The organism is Paraburkholderia sp. 22098, from assembly GCF_052045935.1.
GTDB classification, from domain to species: Bacteria; Pseudomonadota; Gammaproteobacteria; order Burkholderiales; family Burkholderiaceae; genus Paraburkholderia; species Paraburkholderia caledonica.
Genome location: NZ_JBQEPV010000002.1, coordinates 325,273 through 344,811, shown reverse-complemented (window position 1 = coordinate 344,811; position 19,539 = coordinate 325,273). Strand labels below are relative to the sequence as shown.

The window sequence follows — 19,539 nt, the reverse complement described above, 5'->3', positions numbered from 1 at the left end:
GAAGGTGCGTATTGAGAAGGAAAACGACGCGACCGCGTGCGTGCAGCTCACTCGCAGTGCTCGTTGCACCGGTACAGCGCTAAATAGCACCATTTTGGCCCGCTTCTTGCATTCTTGCGCGGCTTTTTGGCACAAGCGGAAATAATCGATGGAAAGCTTCAAATCCGGGACCGACACCCTCTTTCTCCTGCTCGGAGCCGCAATGGTGCTCGCGATGCACGCAGGATTTGCGTTCCTTGAACTGGGCACGGTGCGCAAGAAAAACCAGGTCAACGCGCTGGTAAAGATTCTGGTGGACTTCTCCGTCTCGACGATCGCCTATTTTTTCATCGGTTATACGATCGCCTACGGCGTGCAGTTCTTCGGCAACGCCGAATCGCTCGCGGCTCACAACGGCTACGCGCTGGTGCGCTTCTTCTTCCTGTTGACGTTCGCCGCCGCCATTCCGGCAATCGTCTCCGGCGGCATCGCCGAGCGTTCGAAATTCAATCCGCAACTCTTCGCGACGTTCGTTCTGGTCGGCTTCGTCTATCCATTCTTCGAGGGCATTGCCTGGAACGAGCGCTTCGGCGTGCAGAACTGGATCAGCCAGACGTTCGGTGCGCCGTTCCACGACTTCGCGGGCTCCGTCGTCGTTCACGCGTTTGGCGGCTGGGTCGCGCTGCCCGCGGTGTTGCTGCTCGGTGCGCGCCACGGCCGCTATCACCGCGATGGCGGTATTGCCGCGCATCCGCCATCGAACATTCCGTTTCTCGCGCTCGGCGCGTGGGTGCTGGCCGTCGGCTGGTTCGGCTTCAACGTAATGAGCGCGCAGACGGTCGACAAGATCAGCGGCCTCGTCGCCGTCAATTCGTTGATGGCGATGGTCGGCGGCACGTTGACCGCCTGGCTAGCGGGACGCAACGACCCCGGCTTCGCGTACAACGGGCCGCTCGCCGGGCTCGTCGCCGTGTGCGCCGGCTCGGACCTGATGCATCCGCTCGGCGCGCTCGTCACGGGCGGCATCGCCGGCGCGCTGTTCGTCTACATGTTCACGTGCGTGCAGAACCGCTGGCGCATTGACGACGTGCTCGGCGTCTGGCCGCTACACGGCCTGTGCGGCGCGTGGGGCGGCATCGCAGCCGGCATCTTCGGTTTGCGGGCGCTCGGCGGCTTGGGCGGCGTCTCGTTCGGCGCACAGGTGCTCGGCACGCTGGGCGGTATCGTCGTGGCTTCGCTCGGCGGCACGCTCGTCTACGGCGCCATCCGCCTGACGGTGGGCCTGCGCCTCGATCAGGAGGACGAGTACAACGGCGCCGACCTGTCGATCCACAAAATCTCTGCTACGCCGGAGCGCGAAAGCCTGGGCTGATGGCATGCGCCGGCCGCGCCGGGCCGGCTCGTGCGACCTGTCCCCATGGAATAGCCAATGTTAGACTTGCGCGCTGCAGGCTGAACACTCGAAAAGGTTGCCATGCGCTCGGCACGGCATGTTCGCTCATGGCCCCCTTCCGAACGATGCCTGCTTCCCCGGAACAGAGCCGACTCACATTGCGTCCCGCTCCGCCCGGATTGTTGAATCCCACGTTTCGCCTGGCACTCTCATGTATTGGTCGATACTCGCGGTCGCCGTCGGCGGCGCACTTGGCTCGTTATTTCGCTGGTTTCTCGGCCTGCGTCTGAATGCGCTCTTTCCGTCGTTGCCGCTCGGCACCTTCGCGTCAAATGTGATCGCAGGCTACATCATCGGCGTGGCCGTCGCGGGCTTCGCGCGCGCGCCGCAGCTTGCGCCCGAGTGGCGGCTTTTCGTGATCACCGGAATGATGGGCGGACTGTCCACCTTCTCCACCTTCTCGGCCGAAGTGGTGCAGCACCTGCAGGACGGCCGCCTCGGCTGGGCCGCCGGCGAAGTCGCGATACATGTGGGCGCGTCGCTCGTCATGACGATTCTCGGCATTGCCACGGTTACGCTGCTGTCGCGTTAGGTATCGCTCGCCACAGCCCGCTATCTCGTTTCTTTCATCTCTTCCTGGTGCTGGCTTTACCCCTGCGGGCCGCAGTTCACGCGCTCTTCAGCGGGCACAGCGCTTGCGCGTTTCAAAGCGCACCCTTTCCATAAAGGAGGTGAAAGATGGGCTCAATCAATCCGCAAGGCGCCTCTAGCGGCGGAGCGAAAATTGTCGGCGGCGGTATCGGCGAAGGTCCGGGGCCCGACGTCATGGCTGCGGCCACGCTCGACGGCACGAAGGTAATGTCGTCGGATGGTGAGCATGTCGGCAAGATTTCCGACATCATGCTGGACGTCCGCAATGGACGCATCGCGTACGCGGTGCTGTCCGAAGGCGGGTTCCTCGGCATGGGAGCGAATCTGCACGCCATTCCCTGGAGCGCGCTGACTCTCGATACCGACCAGAAGTGCTTCTTCGTCGACATCACGGCGCAACGTCTGAAGGACGACCCGGGCTTCGACCCGGACCACTGGCCGTCAATGGCCGACCCGACCTGGGGCGAATCGACCTATAGCTACTACAACCGGCAGCCGTACTGGACGGCGACCCGCGAAGTCGTCGAGGAAGACCCTGCCATCCGGCCCAGTGAGCACTGACGCGAGCTAGCGCTCAAGCCGTAGCAGACCTGTGAGTGCCCATGTCACCACGTCGTACAGCGGTGACATGGGCCACATTTCGTAAAACGCGCGTTATCGGGCCGCCAGCATCCCGATGATCAGGCCGCCGATCAACGCCATCGTTACCGCTTTCCACGGACTGTCGTGAACGAAGTCGTCTGTAGATTCAGACACGACGCGGTATTTCGTTTTGACAACGTCCTGCGCGTCGGCAAGTCTGTCCTTCAATTCGGAAAGTTTCTGTGCGCTGCGGGCACGCAGTTCGTCGCTGCCGTTCGGCCTTGACGCGAGGCTGTCGTCGCGCGATGCATCGGCGGAACCCGAACTGGTGGCTTGAGTAGACTCGGCCATTTGAACCCTCCCTGTCTCCGTTAAGTGGACAAGGTTCAGCAAACCGCGTGCCTCGCCGAGTGCTTCCAATAAAGTCCCGTTCGAACCGACGTTATTAATTAGGATAGCGATGTAAATCACTGCACCAATGCAAATCAGAAGTATGACGAGTGACATGACGCAGGCTTGCTCGTAACGTTCGTAAGTGCGCACAGGCACGAGCGTTGCGCGCCCCATACGCCGGCCGCAGTGACCGGCGCGAACCAGGAGCGATAAATGAGCATTTTTTCGACGATCCTCAACAAGATCTTCCCGCATGATCATCCGGCGAACACGGGCTCGGGCGGCACCGCCGGACCGGCAGCCGCGGCGACGGCGGCACCGGGCAGCGCAACTGCGCCGGCTGGAACGCCAGCAACACCTTCCACTGCCGCCGCCGGTAATTCACAGCCTCCCGTTACCCCTATGCCGACGGTCGACGTCGAAGCGGTACTGATAAAAATGCAGGAAAGCAGCGGCGAAACATTGAACTGGCGTACGTCCATTGTCGATCTGCTGAAGCTGCTTGGACTCGACAGCAGTCTCGCGGCCCGCAAGGAACTCGCATCCGAGTTGCACTACACAGGCAATACGGAAGATTCAGCTTCGATGAACATCTGGCTGCACAAGCAGGTGATGACGAAGCTCGCTGAAAACGGTGGCAAGGTGCCCGATGATCTGAAGAACTGACCCGTTATCACTCGGCGAACTGGCCGAGGCAAGGCGCGCGGCTTCCTCGTTCGAGCCTTGTAGACCGAAGAGGCCCGAGCGCCAGCGCCTTGTCGACAGCATCTTCCAGGCGGCGTGCACGATGGTGACGTTTTAAGCGCCTTTCGCGCCTACTCTCCGAACGGGTTGCCCGTGTCTTTTACTTCAGTACTGAGGTTGTATTCGGCGCGCACGGCTTTTAGCACGCTCTCGATGTCGCGCTCAAAGCCGATCGCGTTGCCGAAATTGGTCATCGTCCAGTTGCAGCCTGTCTTGTCGGCCTCCTGCAACTGCGGTCGCGGCACGCGAATCTTGACGCCGTCTTCGACGATTTCCGGCAGCCGATGGAGTCGCCGGTTGACCTCCTGCTGAAGTTGCGACGCATTGAGCATTTTTCGTATCATGCAAGCCTCCTTCCGGTTGTTCGAGCCATCTGGCGCAAATGACGCCGCATCGGTCCGGGCTGGTTGATGGCGACTCCAAGCAGGGACAATTGGGCGCGTCACCGCTATGCCGCCAACCTATGTTCATAGTACGGCCGGTCCCTGTCATCGAGAATTGCGTACATTGCCTCCAGATTGTTCGGGTTTGGGTTGAGCCATGCATCTACGTTTTCCGGCTTGATAGGAATGATGCAGCGGTCGTGACCGGTCGCCGCGACTTCCGGTGGCGGCTCATCTGTTATTGCCGCAAATGACAGCAGGTCCGGCTCGCCCGGTGCGGACCACCGCGACCACAAGCAGGCAACATGCATCAATTCCCCGTTGCCCGGACGAAACTCCAGCACGACGTTCTCATCCCGTTCGTGAGTTTCCAGTAGCGTGCCTTCGTACTTCGCCCGGCTGACGTTCTCATAGAAAACTTCGACAAGCAGGACGGCATGCGTGTACCCAAAGCACGGAGCCCAGAAACCTTCAAGGCTATCCCGGCGCGCATTGTATGTCCCGGGATACTTCGTATCGTACGACGCAGGTTTTCCAGCAATGCGGCATTGATACCGCATAGGCTTGACGACCCGTTGCCCGCCTTCCATCACCATGACCGGCGCGTAGTTACCGGGAAAGATGCGCGAGTCCCGCGGCTGTAATGCGGTTCGCTGCAGGTCTTCAAGTTTTCCCTTGACCCATGCAATTTTGTCGGTGGCAATGCGCTGACTTTCCGTTGCCGCTTTCGTGACCTTCGTCTGCAGCGCGCGTTCGGCGTCTGCAAGCCGTGTGCGCTGTTTGAAAAGATCCTGTTCCAGCTTCGTCACCTGCGCCGACGTGAAGCGCGCTATAAGAGCATTGATTTCACGCGTTGCTTCGTCCTGCGGATCGGCAAAGGCGTCTTCCATGGCTTTGGGTATCTTCGCTTTGCCGATGCCCTCCGTTCGTTCAAAAAACAAACGCGCAAACTCGTGGATGTCGATGATTGCGCCAAAGGTACGCACGAATTTTCGATAGTCCGCCACGACTTGAGCCGAGTAGCACATGGTGCCTCCAGTTTGATGTGGTCATGATATGCGAGCCGGCTTTGACTTTGCGATCCGCATGACCTGCTTTCTTGGCTTTGTCGGTGCTGGAGGTGACTTGCCTCGCGAAAAGGAACCACATGGAGGGTTCCTTGCGCGGCGGCACGATGGGCGGATAATCGCAAGTTCGACGATTCGGCGCGACCAGCCTTGGCCTGCTATTGCGGAGAGGCCTTCAGCATGTCTCATGGCGCTCAATGCCTGGTAGTCGCCATTCTGCTGAGAACAATATCCGTGCGCATTGACCCATACAGTCTTGAACTTTTTGTTGCGGTGGTCGAGGAAGGTTCGATAGCCCGAGCGGCAGCACGAGGTCACATATCGTCGTCGGCTATCAGCCGGCGGATTGCTGATCTTGAGACCTCGCTTGGCGCGCTTTTACTGACGCGTTCACCGTCCGGTGTCGAACTGACGGAGGCCGGTGCCCATGTTTTTTCGCGGGCCCGCGCACTGAACGACCAGTTGCAGTCATTGGCGGGCGAGGTACATTCGCTGGCAGGTCAGGTTTCGGGAACCGTCCGGCTGTATGCAAATGCGTCCGCCATCGTCGGGTTTCTCCCTGAACTACTGACGACTTTCAAGGCGGAGTATCCGCTGGTCGAGATTGCGCTCATCGAGCAGATCAGCAGCGACGTACTGCGCGCATGTGTGGACGGCCGCGCAGATGTGGGAATCTCGTCGGCAGTTGTCGCGCCGGACAGCCTCGACTCCTGGCACTTTGCAGACGACCCCTTGCTGGTTGTCGTTCCACGGCAGCACGAACTCGCATCGGTGACCGCCCCGACCTTTAGTGACGTGTTGGACTTCTCACTCGTTGCACTGCAGGCCGGAGGAACGCTCGACCAGGAATTGCGCGAGCGCGCGGCAGCCATGGGAAAGGCACTCAGAATATCGGTCACGGTCAATAGCTTTGACGCCCAGTGCCGGATGATAGAGGCTGGCTTAGGCATTGGCATCGTGCCGACGAGCGCGGCTTCGGCGTTCGCCGGGTCGGGAAACTTCATTCGTCACCCGCTCGACGCGCCGTGGGCGGCGAGCAGGACGCTACGGGTGCATGCCGTCAAAAGGTCAGCGCGCCGCAAAGCCGTTGCGGCCTTGATATTTCATCTAAGTTCACATAGCCATCAGGGTTAATGCGGACGTCGTGATTGGTAATGCCCCCCTGCGATTCCAGCACTTCATCCCGGTGCCGAAGACAGTCTAGATTTCCCGCAAGGAGACTAGACATGCCGATTTTGAAGCTCGATGGCCGGGTGCTTTTTCTTTCCGCAGACCCGGACATCATCGACCGACAGTTAAGCGGCGAAGATCTGACCGAGACCACGGCCGGCACGCTGAGAGACGACGTGTCGACCGATGAAATCACACCAATGAGCGTGCTCACCCGCTTCGACGAGCGGCTTGCGCGTGTTCCGTATGTTGGATTCAGAGCAGGTGAACGCACACCCATTGGTCTGGACGCTGTTCGCGCCGGAGGCTTTTGTGTGACGGTTGCCGGCAACCGGTACGGCAAGGGGTCGTCTCGCGAGCACAGCCCGGTAGCGGAATATCGTGCTGGTATCCGGCTTGTTATCGCCAGAAGCTTCGAGCGCATTTACCGGCAAAATGCCGACAACGTCGGACTCTTCACGTCGACAGATTTTGGACTGCTCGAACGTATAGAGCGTGGTGAAGAAATCGACATCGACGAACTGGTCGCATCTCGCGACGCGCTTGCGTCAGCGATTCTCCGCAGCGGGGGCCTTCTGCGGTACGGCGCTGCGCACATGCAGCACGTCAGGACGACCACTCAGGCCCGCGACGGCCGTCCACGCACGCTCGCTCAAAAAATCATCGAGAGGCACGCGTTGGAAACCGAGGCCACGGGAAACTCACAGAACCCTGGAGAAGGAGTATTTGTCCGCGCGGACTGGCGTTTCATTCACGAGTACTACACCGGCATGGCGAGTCACATGCTGCATGTAACGTTCGGTCGCCCACTGAAATTGCATTCGCCTGAGACGATCTTGATGTTCGAGGACCACCTGTCCTACTCGCACAAAAGCGAGCTGCACATCCGCAACGGGCTACTTCCGGATGTGCGCGCGCTGTCTGAAGCGCACCGTGCTTTCGCCCGCGATTACGGTCTACGCAATCATGGCTACCTCGGCGAAAACGGCAGTGGCATTAGCGAAGGTTCGGAAGGCATTTCGCACGCAATGATGGCGGAGAGGTACGCGCTGCCAGGCCAACTGGTGGTAGGCACCGATTCGCACACACCGCACAGCGGAGCGCTTGGCTGCGTTGCATTTGGGGTTGGCACGACGGACATGTCCAATGCGTTCATCACCGGCGCGGTACGGATGACCGTTCCCGAGTCGCTGCGAATCGATTTCCGCGGACCGATTCCGTCCGGGGTGACGGCTAAAGACTTAACGCTCCATCTTCTTGCGGACCCCCGCATCCATGCCGGCGCGGGCGTCGGCAAAGTGTTCGAGTTTGCTGGCTCGGCCATTTCGCAGCTAACCACCGACGAGCGCACCACGCTCACCAACATGACCGCAGAGCTTGGCGGCTTCACAGGCATCGTCGCTCCCGATCAAGAGACGGTCCGGTTTCTGAAGGAACGTCGCGGTGTGGACTTCGAAATCGAGCCCTGGATGCGAAGTGACGACGGCGCTCCCTACGCAGCCACCATTGAGATCGACTGCACTCAGCTCTCCCCTATGCTTGCGGCACCCGGAGACCCTGGAAACGGCATCGCGCTGAATCAGTTGAGCAACAGGCCGCAGATTGATATTGCGTACGGCGGCTCATGTACTGCCGGCAAGCGCGAAGATTTCGACCATTATCATGAGGTTCTCGCCTGGGCTGCCGAACGGGGAATCCGGGTCCCTGAACACGTGCAATTGTTTCTACAGTTCGGCACGTCGGACGTGCGGGACTACTGCATCGAGCGCGGATATCTCGATGCTTTCGAACGCGTTGGCGCAGTTCTGCTTCAGCCCTCATGCGGCGCATGTGCCAACTGCGGCCCTGGTGCATCCACTGACGCGTCGCAGGTCACCATCAGCGCAATCAACCGGAATTTCTCGGGTCGTTTTGGGCCAGGAAAGGTCTGGCTCGCCAGCCCACCAACTGTCGTGGCAAGCGCACTGGCCGGCAGGATCGTCTCCTTCGCCGAGCTCAAGGAGCAACGCCAGTGAGGATTGCTGTTATCAGCTGTCATTAGCTGTCGTTAGCTGATTTTTGCCCGGCAGCATCAAAAGCAAATACTAGACGGAGACAACCATGACCACTTTGGAAGGCGCCTCATCCTTAGGCGCCAAAGAAACCAGCGTGCCCGGTGAGGATTCGCTCGTCGATAAAGCCGCAATATCTGCACGTCTTGACCGACTTCCCGCCACGCGGAGCGTCTGGAAACTGATCGTGTTGCTTAGCCTCGGCTTCTTCTTCGAACTGTACGATTTGCTCTTCACCGGGTACATCGCGCCTGGTCTCGTGAAGGCAGGAATTCTCACTGCGACGACGCACGGGCTTTTCGGAACGTCGGGTGTCGCCAGCTTTATCGCATCTCTCTTTAGCGGTCTGTTCGTCGGAACCATCGCCTGCGGATTCCTCGCTGACCGTTTTGGCCGGCGTGCAATCTTCACGTATTCATTGCTCTGGTACGTAGCGGCCAATACGGTAATGGCCTTCCAGGATACAGCGACAGGACTGAACTTCTGGCGCTTCGTTTCCGGTCTTGGTATCGGCGTCGAACTCATCACCATTGGCACTTACATGTCCGAGCTCGCACCGAAGCATATGCGCGGGCGTGCGTTTGCAGTCTGCCAGGCAATCGGCTTTTCCGCGGTCCCGGTCGTAGCCTTCCTGTCTTACCTGCTCGTACCGAAATCCTGTCTGGGATTGGACGGTTGGCGGTGGGTCGTATTGATTGGCGGCATCAGTGCGGCGTTCGTATGGTATTTCCGTCGAAACCTGCCGGAAAGCCCGCGTTGGCTCGCCAGCAAGCAGCGATTCGCAGAGGCCGACGCCGTGCTCTCCCGGCTCGAAGCGCAGGTTGAAAGCCAGTACGGAAGCCCGCTTCCTCCGCCAGGACCATCCGAGCCGATCGCAATCAAAGGCGGCTTCTCTGATATGTGGAAGGCGCCGTACCGCAAGCGAACCGTCATGCTGATCGTCTTTCACATATTCCAGACGGTCGGCTTTTACGGTTTTGCTAACTGGGTACCCACGCTGCTTGTGAAGCAGGGAATCACCGTGACGTCGAGCCTGCTCTACACGACAGTCATCGGGTTGGCGGCGCCTCTTGGACCTTTGCTCGGCTATCTCATTGCTGACCGCTTCGAGCGAAAGCACGTCATTGTTTGCATGGCGGCGCTCAACATTGTGGCCGGACTTCTCTTTAGCCAAACAACGTCGGCCGTGGCGATCGTGATGCTGGGCGTTTGTCTAACGCTGGCGGGCAACATCATATCGTTCACCTACCATGCCTATCAGCAGGAGCTGTACCCCACGACGATTCGCGCACGGGCGGTAGGCTTCGTTTATTCATGGAGTCGTGCATCCGCGGTGTTCAGCTCGTTCATCATTGCATTCATGCTGAGGACTTCGGCGTGACCGGCGTGTTCGTTTTCATCGCCGGCGCGATGATGCTGGTTATCCTCGCAATCGGACTGATGGGGCCTCGGACGCTTGGAAAGTCGCTGGAGGACATTTCTCGCTGAACTTTTTGCAGAGGCGCCTAACTCCAAGCGGCGGCACAGACTACAGTGGGGACCAACGATTGCATGACGCCGCGGAGGCGATAACTTCAGTCGCGGCCGCGCCGTCCAACGAGCGGAAGTCATGTCGATTTTGCCTCGCTGACGGACAGGAAGAAAACAGTCCGTCAGACGGTCAGGGCTGGACCTTGAGCGACATCGACCCACTCTGCCCTAACCAGTTCGATAAGGCGCTGGGGCGCGATGCGCAGTGCGGCGTTCGTTGCGCCCGCTGCAGGCAACACGACATCGAACTTCTTCAACGTCACATCCGCAAAGACTTTCATTTCGCGCGGCAGTCCGAACGGACACACCCCGCCCACCGGATGACTGGTCCATTCAACCACCTCCTCGGCATTGAGCATCCTGGCCTTGCCTTTGAACTGGTCCTTGAACTTGCGGTTGTCAATCTTCGCGTCACCTCCAAGCACCAGCAGGATAACCTCGTCCTTCAGCCACAAAGACAGCGTCTTCGCGATCTGCCCCGGCGACACGCCGTGGGCATCGGCGGCTTCCGCGACAGTGGCGGTGCTCGTCTGCTTTTCAAGAATTTCGAGGTCGGGAGCATGCTGTGAAAGAAATGTACGGACGGATTGCAAACTCATGTTCGGACTCGCAGATATGACATTGTGAAGTTGATGTGGCCTGGATCGGCCTACGCTTTAAGACGGTTCATCAAGCTGCCAAGGCGTACTGACGGCGGTTGCTACCCGTGAGGGCGATCGATAAAGTGGTCAAAGCGTAGGAGACTCATCCAACCGTTTGTACCCGACGACGCTTGCTATAGCGATCGCCCTCGTTGTCATCGGCAGACCGGGATACCGGTCTGTCTTTGCTACGTGAGCAGGCCAGACCAACGACGATCGCGGCCATGCCGATCGCGTGATAAACGTGCAGCGTCTCGCCCAGAAACACGATTGACATCGACGCGCCGTAGAGCGGAATCAGGTGAATGAAGAGCCCCGCTCGAGCTGGGCCTACGCGCGCAATGCCAAACATATACAGGAGGTTGGCGATCAGGGATGGTGCGAGCCCTACGTACATGATTTCTCCAAGAGACGCGCTGTTCCAGGTTGCACGTTCCCCCGCGATGTACTCCCACATGAACAGCGGAAAGAGCACCACTACCGCGATGACGAGTTGCGCGCCAAGTAGCCCGAGACGGTCCATGTCCGCCGGAAAGGAACGCAGCCAGACCGAGAAGAGAGCGAACGCCACCATCGCGCCGAAGACGAACAGGTCGCCACGGGAAAACTGAAGCGCTAACAGTCGCGCAGTGTCGCCGTGCGAGATGATGGTCAAAACGCCGACGCAGGACAGAACGAGTCCGAAGCTCTGGACGGCGGTCAGCCGTTGCCCGAAAAATGCAGCACCGATCAAGATGATCAGCACCGGAATGGCAGAGTTCATCAACTGGGCATTCGACGCCGTCGTCGAATGCAGCCCTACATAGACGAGAAGATTGAAGGCAACCATACCTGCGAGGGATACGCGCACGAGTCGCCAGCGAAGCGCCCAATACCGACTCATGTCGCGCTTCATCGCGGCCCATCCAAACGGCAGGAGACACACCAGCGCGATGAGATGCCTGCCGAAGGCCAGCGTCATAGGTGGCACGTCGTTACGTGCGAGCCTGCCGACCACGAAGTTTCCGGCCCACAACAGCGGAGGCAAAACGAGAATCAGCAAGCCTGCAAGCCGGCCGCTACTGCTCACCGGAGCACGCACATCGGGTTTCATGGGAGGTTCTCCGCGGTTGCCATTTAGTGGCCCGATTGTGAGACGCTACAACTTCAGTAACAATAGACCGTCGAACAAAGTATATTTACGGAATGCGCAAAGACCTCCTACAGACAGGCCTCTTCCATGCGATTCGCGCGTTCCTGCGTGTGGTCGATAGCGGCAGTTTCACTGCCGCGGCCGAGCAGATGGATCTCACGACGGCGCAGGTTTCGCGGCTCGTGTCGGACCTGGAGAAGCGGCTTGACGTCAAGCTGCTTCAGCGCTCGACCCGCCATCGGATACTCACCGATGCAGGCGCCGAATACGCCGAGCGTTGTCGCGAGATCGTTGCGCTTATGGACGAAGCCGAAGCGAAGGCCTCCGGGACGGCATCCACTCCGTCTGGCCGGCTGCGCGTGCAATGCATGACCAGTTTCGGCCACCACTATGTCGCGCCTGCGCTCGCCGATTTCTGTGCGAGTTACCCCGAAGTCATCGTCAACTACAGTACTTCGCAGTACTTTCCCGACCTGCTCGCCCGCGGTGTAGACGTGAGCTTTTATCTGGCGGAGTCGCTGACTGACTCGGGATTGGTGGCGCGTCGGCTGGGAACGACATTCGCGGTGGTGTGCGCGTCGCCCGAATATCTGCAACGCTTCGGCGAGCCTACGACACCCACCGCATTGAGCGAGCACTCATGCCTGCGTCTGATCAATCCTTCCATCACTCCTGAATGGCGACTGACAGACGGGCAAGGCCCGGTGCAGGAATTTCCCCCGCAAGGACCGCTGGTGGCGGACACGCCAGAATTGCTGCTCGATGTTGCTGTGAGGAGTGCCGGAATAACGCTCCTTCCGCTTTTCTCGGTCATAGACGCGATCCGCGATGGCCGGCTCCGCCGGGTGTTACCCGCGTGGCGGTCGCCGGACATTGGAATATATGCACTCCTGCCTTCCAGGCACTTCATGGATGCCAGGACCCGGGCGTGGTTGGAGTGGGCAGAGAGACGAATCGTCCCGAGGCTCAGAGAAGATGCCGCGTTCTTTACGTTATGAGCGCGGACCGACCCGTTTTCACAGTGTGGATGCCCGCATTGTCAGTCGCATTCGTCTTCGCGTCTGTTAACGTCAGCCGTCAAAGTCGGCCAGCAAAACTAAACCTGCCTGGCGCGAGTCGCAGAGCGAACGGACGACTCGCCGCCTGACGGCGGTGCCAGCTCTCGCGAAAACTGTCGCGGCGAGAAGCGTTGTGATTGAACACGTTTCTTTATATGATGGTTATCATACTATGGTCGGGACCGGTCAATGCGATATGGCGCTACACACAAAGACGAAACGCGTCAAAAGCTGCTGAAGGTAGCCGCTGATGCAATTCGGGCTCACGGGCCACAGCAGATTGCCGTGGCGCGGGTTATGGAGGGCGCCGGACTGACCCATGGGGGTTTTTATGCTCACTTTCGTTCGAAAGACGAGCTTGTGACTGCTGCCATTGCCACGATGTTTGAAGAGAGTGAAGCCCACTTTCTCCATCAAGTATCCGGTCGATCGCCTGCGCAAGGCCTTTGGCATTACATCCGCTTTTATCTGTCGCGCGCGCACCGGGACGCAATTCCGGTTGGTTGTCCGGTTGCTGCGTTAGTTTCTGAAATGACGAGGGTATCCCCTGAAGCACGCGCGGCCTTTGCAGAGGGAACGACACGGCTGCGAAAGCGGCTTGCAGGGCTTTTGTCGGAGCTTGGAGACACAGAGGCGAACCCGAACGCGGAGTCGCTATTGTGCGAGATGGTTGGCGCGCTAATGCTTGCCAGAGGGGAGCCGGATCAAACGCGCTCCGACAAAATATTGATGCGCGCGAAGACAGCGCTTAAACGACGCTTCCACCTGGAGTCTTGCAAATGAACCTTGTCGAACAGCTGCCACCCAATCTCTCCGGCTTGGAGCAGCTACACAAATTGATGCAATCAGGGGGACGACCACCGATCGGTGATACCTTGGACTTCACGCTGGTTGAAGCGTCGGAAGGCTTCGCAGCTTTCGAAAGCGTACCGTCACTCCGAGCTTATAACCCTATCGGTACGGTACATGGCGGATATGCAGCCACACTGCTCGACTCCGCATGCGGCTGCGCCGCCCATTCGCGTCTATCGCCAACGCAAGCCTATACAACGCTGGAACTCAAGGTTTCGTACCATAAAGCGATAACGCATGAGACCGGCACGCTTCGGGCGGAAGGCCGGGTGATCAGCATTGGCCGCCGCGCGGCGTTCGCCGAGGCCACGCTAAAGGACAGCACCGGAAAGTTATATGCGTCGGCCACTTCGACATTGCTCGTCATCGACAAGCTAGCGTGAACAATGCCGCCTGCGAACTAAAGCCGGCGAATTGCAGGCGGTATCGAGCCAGATACCCACTGCGAAGGATTGAACAGCTTACGGCCCTGTTGCGCACCCAACTGCTGGCAATTATCAATTGCGCCCCACCCGTCGGCCAGCGATTGCGTTGCTGCGCCTTGCATCCAGTTCAAGCGCGGCTGAGCATTCTACAAATCTGCGTGTGCGACCGGGACGCGGCATCAGACCTATCACACCTATCAGGCCGTCACGCCGCGCTACGCAATCGAAGCCTGGCCGCGTTTCTACGGATCGCGACTCGCCGCTCCAGCGAGTCAAGTCGATGAGCGCGCCACATAAAATGCTGCGCAAGGCACGCCAAACGCAGTTTTCATACTCTTTTGAAATATTTTTCGAGCGTCGCAGAGTGACATTGCCCACGTACCATAAAGACTCTACCGGCCCGGCCCGTATAGCGCGCTTGAAGTCTTGCTGATCCGTGGGCTCTTCGAGCCGACAGCAAGCATCTCGGCACCGCCGCGCATCAAGGCGCACCCGATCCGGTCTACCGGTCGTACCGGTTCTGGGCGTTGCAACTGGCAAAGTCGCCGACAGACATTTACCCGACACGCGACTCACGAAGGAACTTTCATAGATGCGCGTACCGTTGACCCGCATTGATAGCAGCCCGGCGCTGCCCGATAGCGCCGACGTCGTGGTGATAGGCGCGGGCATTGTCGGCGTATTCACTGCATGTTTTCTCGCGAAGCGTGGCGTCAAAGTCGCGCTGATCGAAAAAGGCATCGTAGGCGGCGAGCAATCCAGCCGGAACTGGGGCTGGTGCCGGCAACAGAACCGCGATGCGCGAGAATTGCCGATTGCGACGGAAAGCCTGCGACTGTGGCAGCAGTTCGAAGACGAATCCGGGGAATCCGCCGGCTTTCGCCGCGGCGGTCTGCTGTATCTCAGCAACGACGACGACGAACTCGGCGGATGGACGCGCTGGTGCGAATTCGCCCGCACGGCCGGCGTCAGAACCGAAGTGCTCGGCAGCAAACAGGCCAACGAGCGGGCGGCCGCAACCGGACGCAGCTGGAAAGGCGGCGTGTTCGCGCCGACCGACGGCACGGCCGACCCGGCCAACGCCGCCCCGGCCGTGGCACGCAGCATCATCAAGCTGGGCGGCACGGTCCATCAGAATTGCGCGGCACGGGGCATCGAAACAGAGGGCGGCAGGGTCAGCGGCGTCGTGACCGAGCACGGCGTGATCCGTACGAAGATCGCGGTGCTGTCGGGCGGCGCATGGGCCTCGACGTTTTGCCGGCAACTCGGCATCCGCCTGCCCCAGGCGACCATTCGCTCGTCGGTCGCGTCGGTCTCGCTGCCGCGCGGCACGTTGCCGGATGCGCTGCACACGAAAAGCATCACGATCACGCGTCGCGGCGACGAAACCTATTCGCTCGCCATCAGCGGATTGGCAAAGTTCGATCCCACGTTGCAAAAACTTCGCTATGCGAAGGACTTTCTGCCGATGTTCGCGCGTCGCTGGCAGAGCCTCAGTCCCGGCGGTCTGGAAGGCGTGCGCTCGGGCCATGAAGGCCTGAACCGCTGGCGGCTCGATCAGCCGACGCCGATGGAAAAAATGCGCGTGCTGGACCCCAGCGCCGATGAAGCCACGCTCACGGAAATTCGCAGGCGTGCCATCGATCTGTGTCCGGTGATTGGCGAAGCACGCGTAACGGCCTCGTGGGCCGGCTATATCGACATGACGCCTGACGGCATCCCCGCCATCGGCGAAACGCAGTCGCTGCCCGGCTTTGTGCTGGCCGCTGGCCTGAGCGGCCACGGCTTCGGAATCGGGCCTGGATGCGGTCATCTCGTGGCGGATATGGTCACAGGCGCGACGCCGATCGTCGACCCCGAGCCTTACCGTCCCGAACGCTTCGACAAATCGGCGTGGGGCAAGGTCGCCGACTTCTGACAACGCTTTCGTTTCGACTTCTATCCGTGCGCTTTCGCCTGCTACGAGCGCACGGTATCGACACAAGGACAAGCAGCAATGAAATCCCCTGTGCTTCATCTGATGCAGGCTGGCCATCTGGACCGCTTCTTTATCGACGGCGAATGGGTCGCGCCTATCGGCACGGAACGCACCGCCGTGGTCTGCCCTTCCACTGAAGAGACGCTTTGCGACATCCCGTTAGGGAACGCCGGCGACGTGGACCGCGCGGTGCAAGCCGCGCGCAAAGCGTTCGCGAGCTGGTCCGCGACTTCGCCCAAAGAGCGCGCCGCGCTGCTCGACCGCGTTCATGCCCTCTTCCTCGAACGAGCCGAACTGTTTGCGCTTGCCCTGTCGATGGAAATGGGCGCGCCGATCAACTATGCGCGCAGTGCCCATGTGCCGCTCGCGGCCGAACATATCCGCGTCGCACGCGACAACCTCGCGACTTATCCGTTCGTCGCCCAGCGTGGCACCACCGCCATCGCGCGCGAGCCGATCGGTGTGTGCGCGCTCATCACGCCGTGGAACTGGCCGATCTATCAGATCACCGCGAAAGTCGGGCCGGCACTGGCTGCCGGCTGCACCGTTATCCTGAAGCCCAGCGAGTTGTCGCCGCTGAGCGCCCTGCTGTTTGCCGAGATCGTCGCCGAAGCGGGCATTCCAGCGGGCGTGTTCAACCTCGTGAGCGGCACGGGGCCAGAAGTGGGGACGGCGCTGTCGGCCCATCCGCAAGTCGATATGGTGTCGATCACCGGTTCGACGCGAGCCGGCGTGCTGGTCGCCCAGGCGGCCGCGCCGACGGTTAAGCGCGTTGCGCAGGAACTGGGTGGCAAGTCGCCTAACATCGTGCTGCCTGACGCCGATCTGCCGCGTGCGGTCACGCTCGGCGTAGCGGCTGCGTTTCGCAACATGGGCCAGTCATGCAGCGCGCCGACGCGCCTGATCGTCCCACGCAGCGTCATCGCCCAGGCGGATGAACTCGCCGCGGCGGCGACGAAACAGATGATCGTCGGCGATCCGTTCGCCGAGACGACGACTCATGGTCCACTCGCGAATCGCGCACAGTTCAACCGGGTGCAGCAGATGATCGAAGCGGGCGTGGACGACGGCACGAAGCTGATCGTGGGCGGTCCAGGCAGACCCGTCGGCTTGAGCCAGGGCTTCTATGCGCGCCCGACAATCTTCTCGGATGTACGCACGGACATGCCGATTGCGCAGCAGGAGATCTTTGGGCCGGTCCTCGCGATCCTCGCGTATGACACGGTAGAAGAAGCGATCGCCATCGCGAACGACACCGTGTACGGGCTCGGCGCGCATGTGCAGGGCACCGACAAAACGCTGATGCGTCGGGTCGCCGCGCGCATCGAATCAGGCCAGGTACATCTGAACTATCCGGCGTGGGACCCGCAAGCTCCGTTCGGCGGATACAAGCAATCCGGAAACGGTCGCGAGTACGGGATCGAAGGAATGGAAGAGTACATGGAGGTGAAGTCGATCCTCGGGTACTACGATTAACCATCGCAAGACGTCACGCGGTGATGTCGCCGACTTGATGCTGCCCGCTTTAGAAAGGTGCCGAGAATGGAAACCACCGATATTCCCGAAACATCGCTAAGCGCGCATCATCCGCATTGGGCAGAGTTGCGACGCGACCTTCATGCGCATCCCGAGTTGCGCTTTGAAGAGCACAGGACCGCGGATGTCGTCGCGCGTGAGCTCGAGGAACTCGGGTATACGGTATCGCGCGGACTGGGCGGAACAGGCGTCGTGGCAAGCTTGCCGGGCGAGAATCCGCATTGGGGCATCGTGCTTCGTGCGGACATGGATGCGTTGCCCATCCAGGAAGCCAACGATTTCACGCACGCGTCCTGCACTCACGGAGTCATGCACGCGTGCGGGCACGACGGCCACACGGTGATGCTGCTCGGCGCCGCGCGCATTCTGAAAGGCATGCCGCAATTGCCTGGCAGCGTTCATTTCGTGTTCCAGCCAGGAGAAGAAGGCGGCGCGGGCGCGCGAAAAATGATCGACGACGGTCTCTTCGAGCAATATCCCACCGAGGCAGTGTTCGGCATGCACAATTGGCCGAGTTTGCCGGGTGGGCATTTCGGCTTGCGGGTGGGCCCGATCATGGCGGCGGGTTCGCGCTTCAGGATCACAGTCACCGGCAAGGGCGCTCATGCGGCGCAACCGCATCTCGGGCTTGATCCGATTCCGCTGGCTTGCTCGATGGTGCTGCACTGTCAGACCATCGCTGCGCGACACAAGGACCCAGTCGATCCCGCCATGATCTCCGTGTGCATGATCCACGCCGGCGACACCGACAACGTCATTCCGGACAGCGCCGAGTTGCGCGGAACGATACGTACGCTTTCATCGGAACTGCAGCAGAAATTGCAGCGCGACATCCAGCTAATGTGCGAAGGGCTGGCGGCCGCGCACGGCGCTCAGGTCGAAGTCACGTTCTTCCAGTACTATCCGGCGACCATCAACACGCGGGCCGAGACCCAACTATGCGAAGCCGTCATTCGCGAGACTTTCGGCGATGAACGTACGCACGCCGACGTGCCGGCCAACATGACGTCAGAAGACTTCGGCTTCATGCTGGAAGAGCGACCCGGCACGTATGTGCTGATCGGCAACGCCCATGTCGGTGAGACTGCACCGGGTCTGCACAACCCGAAGTACGACTTCAACGACGACATCATTCCAGCAGGTGTTCAATACTGGATTACGTTGGCGCAGCAATACTTCCAGACTCGTCGGCCTGAAAGACCAGTTCAAAAGCCATGATGGAATCGAACAATGCATGCTGCTTGTGATCGCCACCGTGTGTCAATTCCCCGAGGTTAACGGTTGCGATCCTATCGACCTCCGAATCGTCGCTGGTTGCCGATACCCGTAGACTCCATGCTACATTTTGATGGCGCCGGGATTGGCACTCCAGTTCCCGAATACAAAACCCCAATAGCTTCCTGACCTCGTCGTGGCTGTGGTCGAAGCGGTCCTTTCACCTGGAATGTTCGTCATGGATCAGCATCAGCAGAATGCGCAGTTCCTTCAAACGATGAACCCCGCTGGACTGGCAACACCGGGTGGTCACTACAGCCACGTTTCGGTCGCAAATGGCCTGGTTTTTGTGTCGGGCCAACTTCCTATCGACGCGAACGGCGTAAAGCTTACGGAGCGTTCTTTTGAAGCCCAGGCCGAGCAGGTGTTGGCAAATCTGGCTTCCGCGCTTGCCGGTGCGGGCAGCGATATCAAGAAACTGGCGCAGGTTCGTGTCTATATCGTCGATGTCGCGCACTGGGCGAGCTTCAACGAGATCTACGCGCGTTGGGCGGGCGATGCGAGACCCGCTCGCGCCGTAGTGCCGGTGCCAGCGCTCCACTTCGGTCTGAAGATCGAGATCGAAGCGGTCGCGTTGGTATAGCGTAACCAGTCGGGATTCGGAAACGATGTTGCGCGTCGCGCTCAAGACTTATAACGGCGTGCGCGCAAGGAGTCGATCTTTTGAAGCTGTTCGCGGCTGATGCACGCTATCGGCAT

General features: G+C 60.1%; 18 protein-coding genes and 1 pseudogene. 14 read left to right on the top strand and 5 right to left on the bottom strand.

All coding sequences use genetic code 11. The features are described from left to right. The first annotated feature begins 148 nt into the window (after positions 1 to 148). From ACTJLB_RS04945 to ACTJLB_RS04935, 3 genes are all read left to right on the top strand, one after another. A complete protein-coding gene (locus ACTJLB_RS04945) occupies positions 149 to 1,351 on the top strand; it encodes an ammonium transporter (RefSeq protein ID WP_440782645.1) in 1,203 nt (400 codons plus the stop codon). A gap of 232 nt (positions 1,352 to 1,583) precedes the next feature. Further along, positions 1,584 to 1,964 (top strand): fluoride efflux transporter CrcB, encoded by a 381-nt coding sequence (gene crcB, locus ACTJLB_RS04940; protein ID WP_440782643.1) that lies wholly within the window; start codon positions 1,584 to 1,586, stop codon positions 1,962 to 1,964. Between the two features lie 146 nt (positions 1,965 to 2,110). Further along, positions 2,111 to 2,584 (top strand): PRC-barrel domain-containing protein, encoded by a 474-nt coding sequence (locus ACTJLB_RS04935; protein ID WP_020070083.1) that lies wholly within the window; start codon positions 2,111 to 2,113, stop codon positions 2,582 to 2,584. Positions 2,585 to 2,677: 93 nt separating this feature from the next. On the opposite strand, the gene ACTJLB_RS04930 is transcribed toward ACTJLB_RS04935, so the two are convergent. Continuing rightward, the gene (locus tag ACTJLB_RS04930) at positions 2,678 to 3,112 is read right to left on the bottom strand and encodes a DUF883 family protein (protein ID WP_310357230.1); all 435 of its coding nucleotides are present in this window, start codon (positions 3,110 to 3,112) and stop codon (positions 2,678 to 2,680) included. Between the two features lie 99 nt (positions 3,113 to 3,211). Between ACTJLB_RS04930 and ACTJLB_RS04925 the strand changes: the two genes are divergently transcribed. Then, positions 3,212 to 3,664, top strand: coding sequence for a DUF3597 domain-containing protein (locus ACTJLB_RS04925; protein WP_020070081.1), 453 nt, complete (start codon positions 3,212 to 3,214; stop codon positions 3,662 to 3,664). A 149-nt stretch (positions 3,665 to 3,813) separates the two neighbouring features. On the opposite strand, the gene ACTJLB_RS04920 is transcribed toward ACTJLB_RS04925, so the two are convergent. After that, on the bottom strand, positions 3,814 to 4,086 hold the full coding sequence (locus tag ACTJLB_RS04920; RefSeq protein ID WP_408474042.1) for a hypothetical protein: 273 nt from the start codon (positions 4,084 to 4,086) through the stop codon (positions 3,814 to 3,816). Between the two features lie 104 nt (positions 4,087 to 4,190). After that, positions 4,191 to 5,153: an SOS response-associated peptidase family protein gene (locus ACTJLB_RS04915; RefSeq protein ID WP_020070079.1), complete on the bottom strand. Its 963-nt coding sequence runs from the start codon at positions 5,151 to 5,153 to the stop codon at positions 4,191 to 4,193. A 273-nt stretch (positions 5,154 to 5,426) separates the two neighbouring features. Here ACTJLB_RS04915 and ACTJLB_RS04910 point away from each other — a divergent pair, with 273 nt between their 5' ends. The 3 genes and pseudogenes from ACTJLB_RS04910 (at position 5,427) to ACTJLB_RS04900 (ending at position 9,901) form a co-directional block, all read left to right on the top strand. Beyond that, the gene (locus ACTJLB_RS04910) at positions 5,427 to 6,326 is read left to right on the top strand and encodes a LysR family transcriptional regulator (RefSeq protein WP_288825056.1); all 900 of its coding nucleotides are present in this window, start codon (positions 5,427 to 5,429) and stop codon (positions 6,324 to 6,326) included. A gap of 92 nt (positions 6,327 to 6,418) precedes the next feature. Further along, positions 6,419 to 8,377, top strand: coding sequence for an aconitase family protein (locus ACTJLB_RS04905; RefSeq protein WP_440782641.1), 1,959 nt, complete (start codon positions 6,419 to 6,421; stop codon positions 8,375 to 8,377). 85 nt (positions 8,378 to 8,462) lie between these two features. Then, a pseudogene (locus tag ACTJLB_RS04900) lies at positions 8,463 to 9,901 on the top strand (MFS transporter). Positions 9,902 to 10,065: 164 nt separating this feature from the next. On the opposite strand, the gene ACTJLB_RS04895 reads toward ACTJLB_RS04900, so the two are convergent. Both ACTJLB_RS04895 and ACTJLB_RS04890 read right to left on the bottom strand, forming a co-directional pair. Then, positions 10,066 to 10,542 (bottom strand): YbaK/EbsC family protein, encoded by a 477-nt coding sequence (locus ACTJLB_RS04895; protein ID WP_440782640.1) that lies wholly within the window; start codon positions 10,540 to 10,542, stop codon positions 10,066 to 10,068. 145 nt (positions 10,543 to 10,687) lie between these two features. Next, complete coding sequence (locus ACTJLB_RS04890) at positions 10,688 to 11,626, bottom strand: DMT family transporter (protein WP_440782639.1); 939 nt, start codon at positions 11,624 to 11,626, stop codon at positions 10,688 to 10,690. Between the two features lie 143 nt (positions 11,627 to 11,769). Here ACTJLB_RS04890 and ACTJLB_RS04885 point away from each other — a divergent pair, with 143 nt between their 5' ends. The 7 genes from ACTJLB_RS04885 (at position 11,770) to ACTJLB_RS04855 (ending at position 19,423) form a co-directional block, all read left to right on the top strand. After that, positions 11,770 to 12,714, top strand: coding sequence for a LysR family transcriptional regulator (locus ACTJLB_RS04885; RefSeq protein ID WP_440782638.1), 945 nt, complete (start codon positions 11,770 to 11,772; stop codon positions 12,712 to 12,714). Positions 12,715 to 12,963: 249 nt separating this feature from the next. Further along, positions 12,964 to 13,557 (top strand): TetR/AcrR family transcriptional regulator, encoded by a 594-nt coding sequence (locus tag ACTJLB_RS04880; RefSeq protein WP_288825012.1) that lies wholly within the window; start codon positions 12,964 to 12,966, stop codon positions 13,555 to 13,557. Beyond that, positions 13,554 to 14,009: a PaaI family thioesterase gene (locus ACTJLB_RS04875; protein WP_027805171.1), complete on the top strand. Its 456-nt coding sequence runs from the start codon at positions 13,554 to 13,556 to the stop codon at positions 14,007 to 14,009. Before ACTJLB_RS04880 ends, ACTJLB_RS04875 begins: the two co-directional genes overlap by 4 nt. Positions 14,010 to 14,643: 634 nt before the next feature. After that, positions 14,644 to 15,969, top strand: a complete 1,326-nt coding sequence (locus ACTJLB_RS04870; RefSeq protein WP_440782635.1) for an NAD(P)/FAD-dependent oxidoreductase — start codon at positions 14,644 to 14,646, stop codon at positions 15,967 to 15,969. 78 nt (positions 15,970 to 16,047) lie between these two features. Then, positions 16,048 to 17,505, top strand: a complete 1,458-nt coding sequence (locus ACTJLB_RS04865) for an aldehyde dehydrogenase family protein (protein WP_440782634.1) — start codon at positions 16,048 to 16,050, stop codon at positions 17,503 to 17,505. A gap of 66 nt (positions 17,506 to 17,571) precedes the next feature. Then, positions 17,572 to 18,783 carry a M20 aminoacylase family protein gene (locus ACTJLB_RS04860; RefSeq protein ID WP_440782633.1) on the top strand — a complete coding sequence of 404 codons (1,212 nt, stop codon included), beginning with the start codon at positions 17,572 to 17,574 and terminating at the stop codon, positions 18,781 to 18,783. Positions 18,784 to 19,018: 235 nt separating this feature from the next. After that, positions 19,019 to 19,423, top strand: a complete 405-nt coding sequence (locus ACTJLB_RS04855) for a RidA family protein (protein WP_440782632.1) — start codon at positions 19,019 to 19,021, stop codon at positions 19,421 to 19,423. The last annotated feature ends 116 nt before the right edge of the window (positions 19,424 to 19,539 follow it).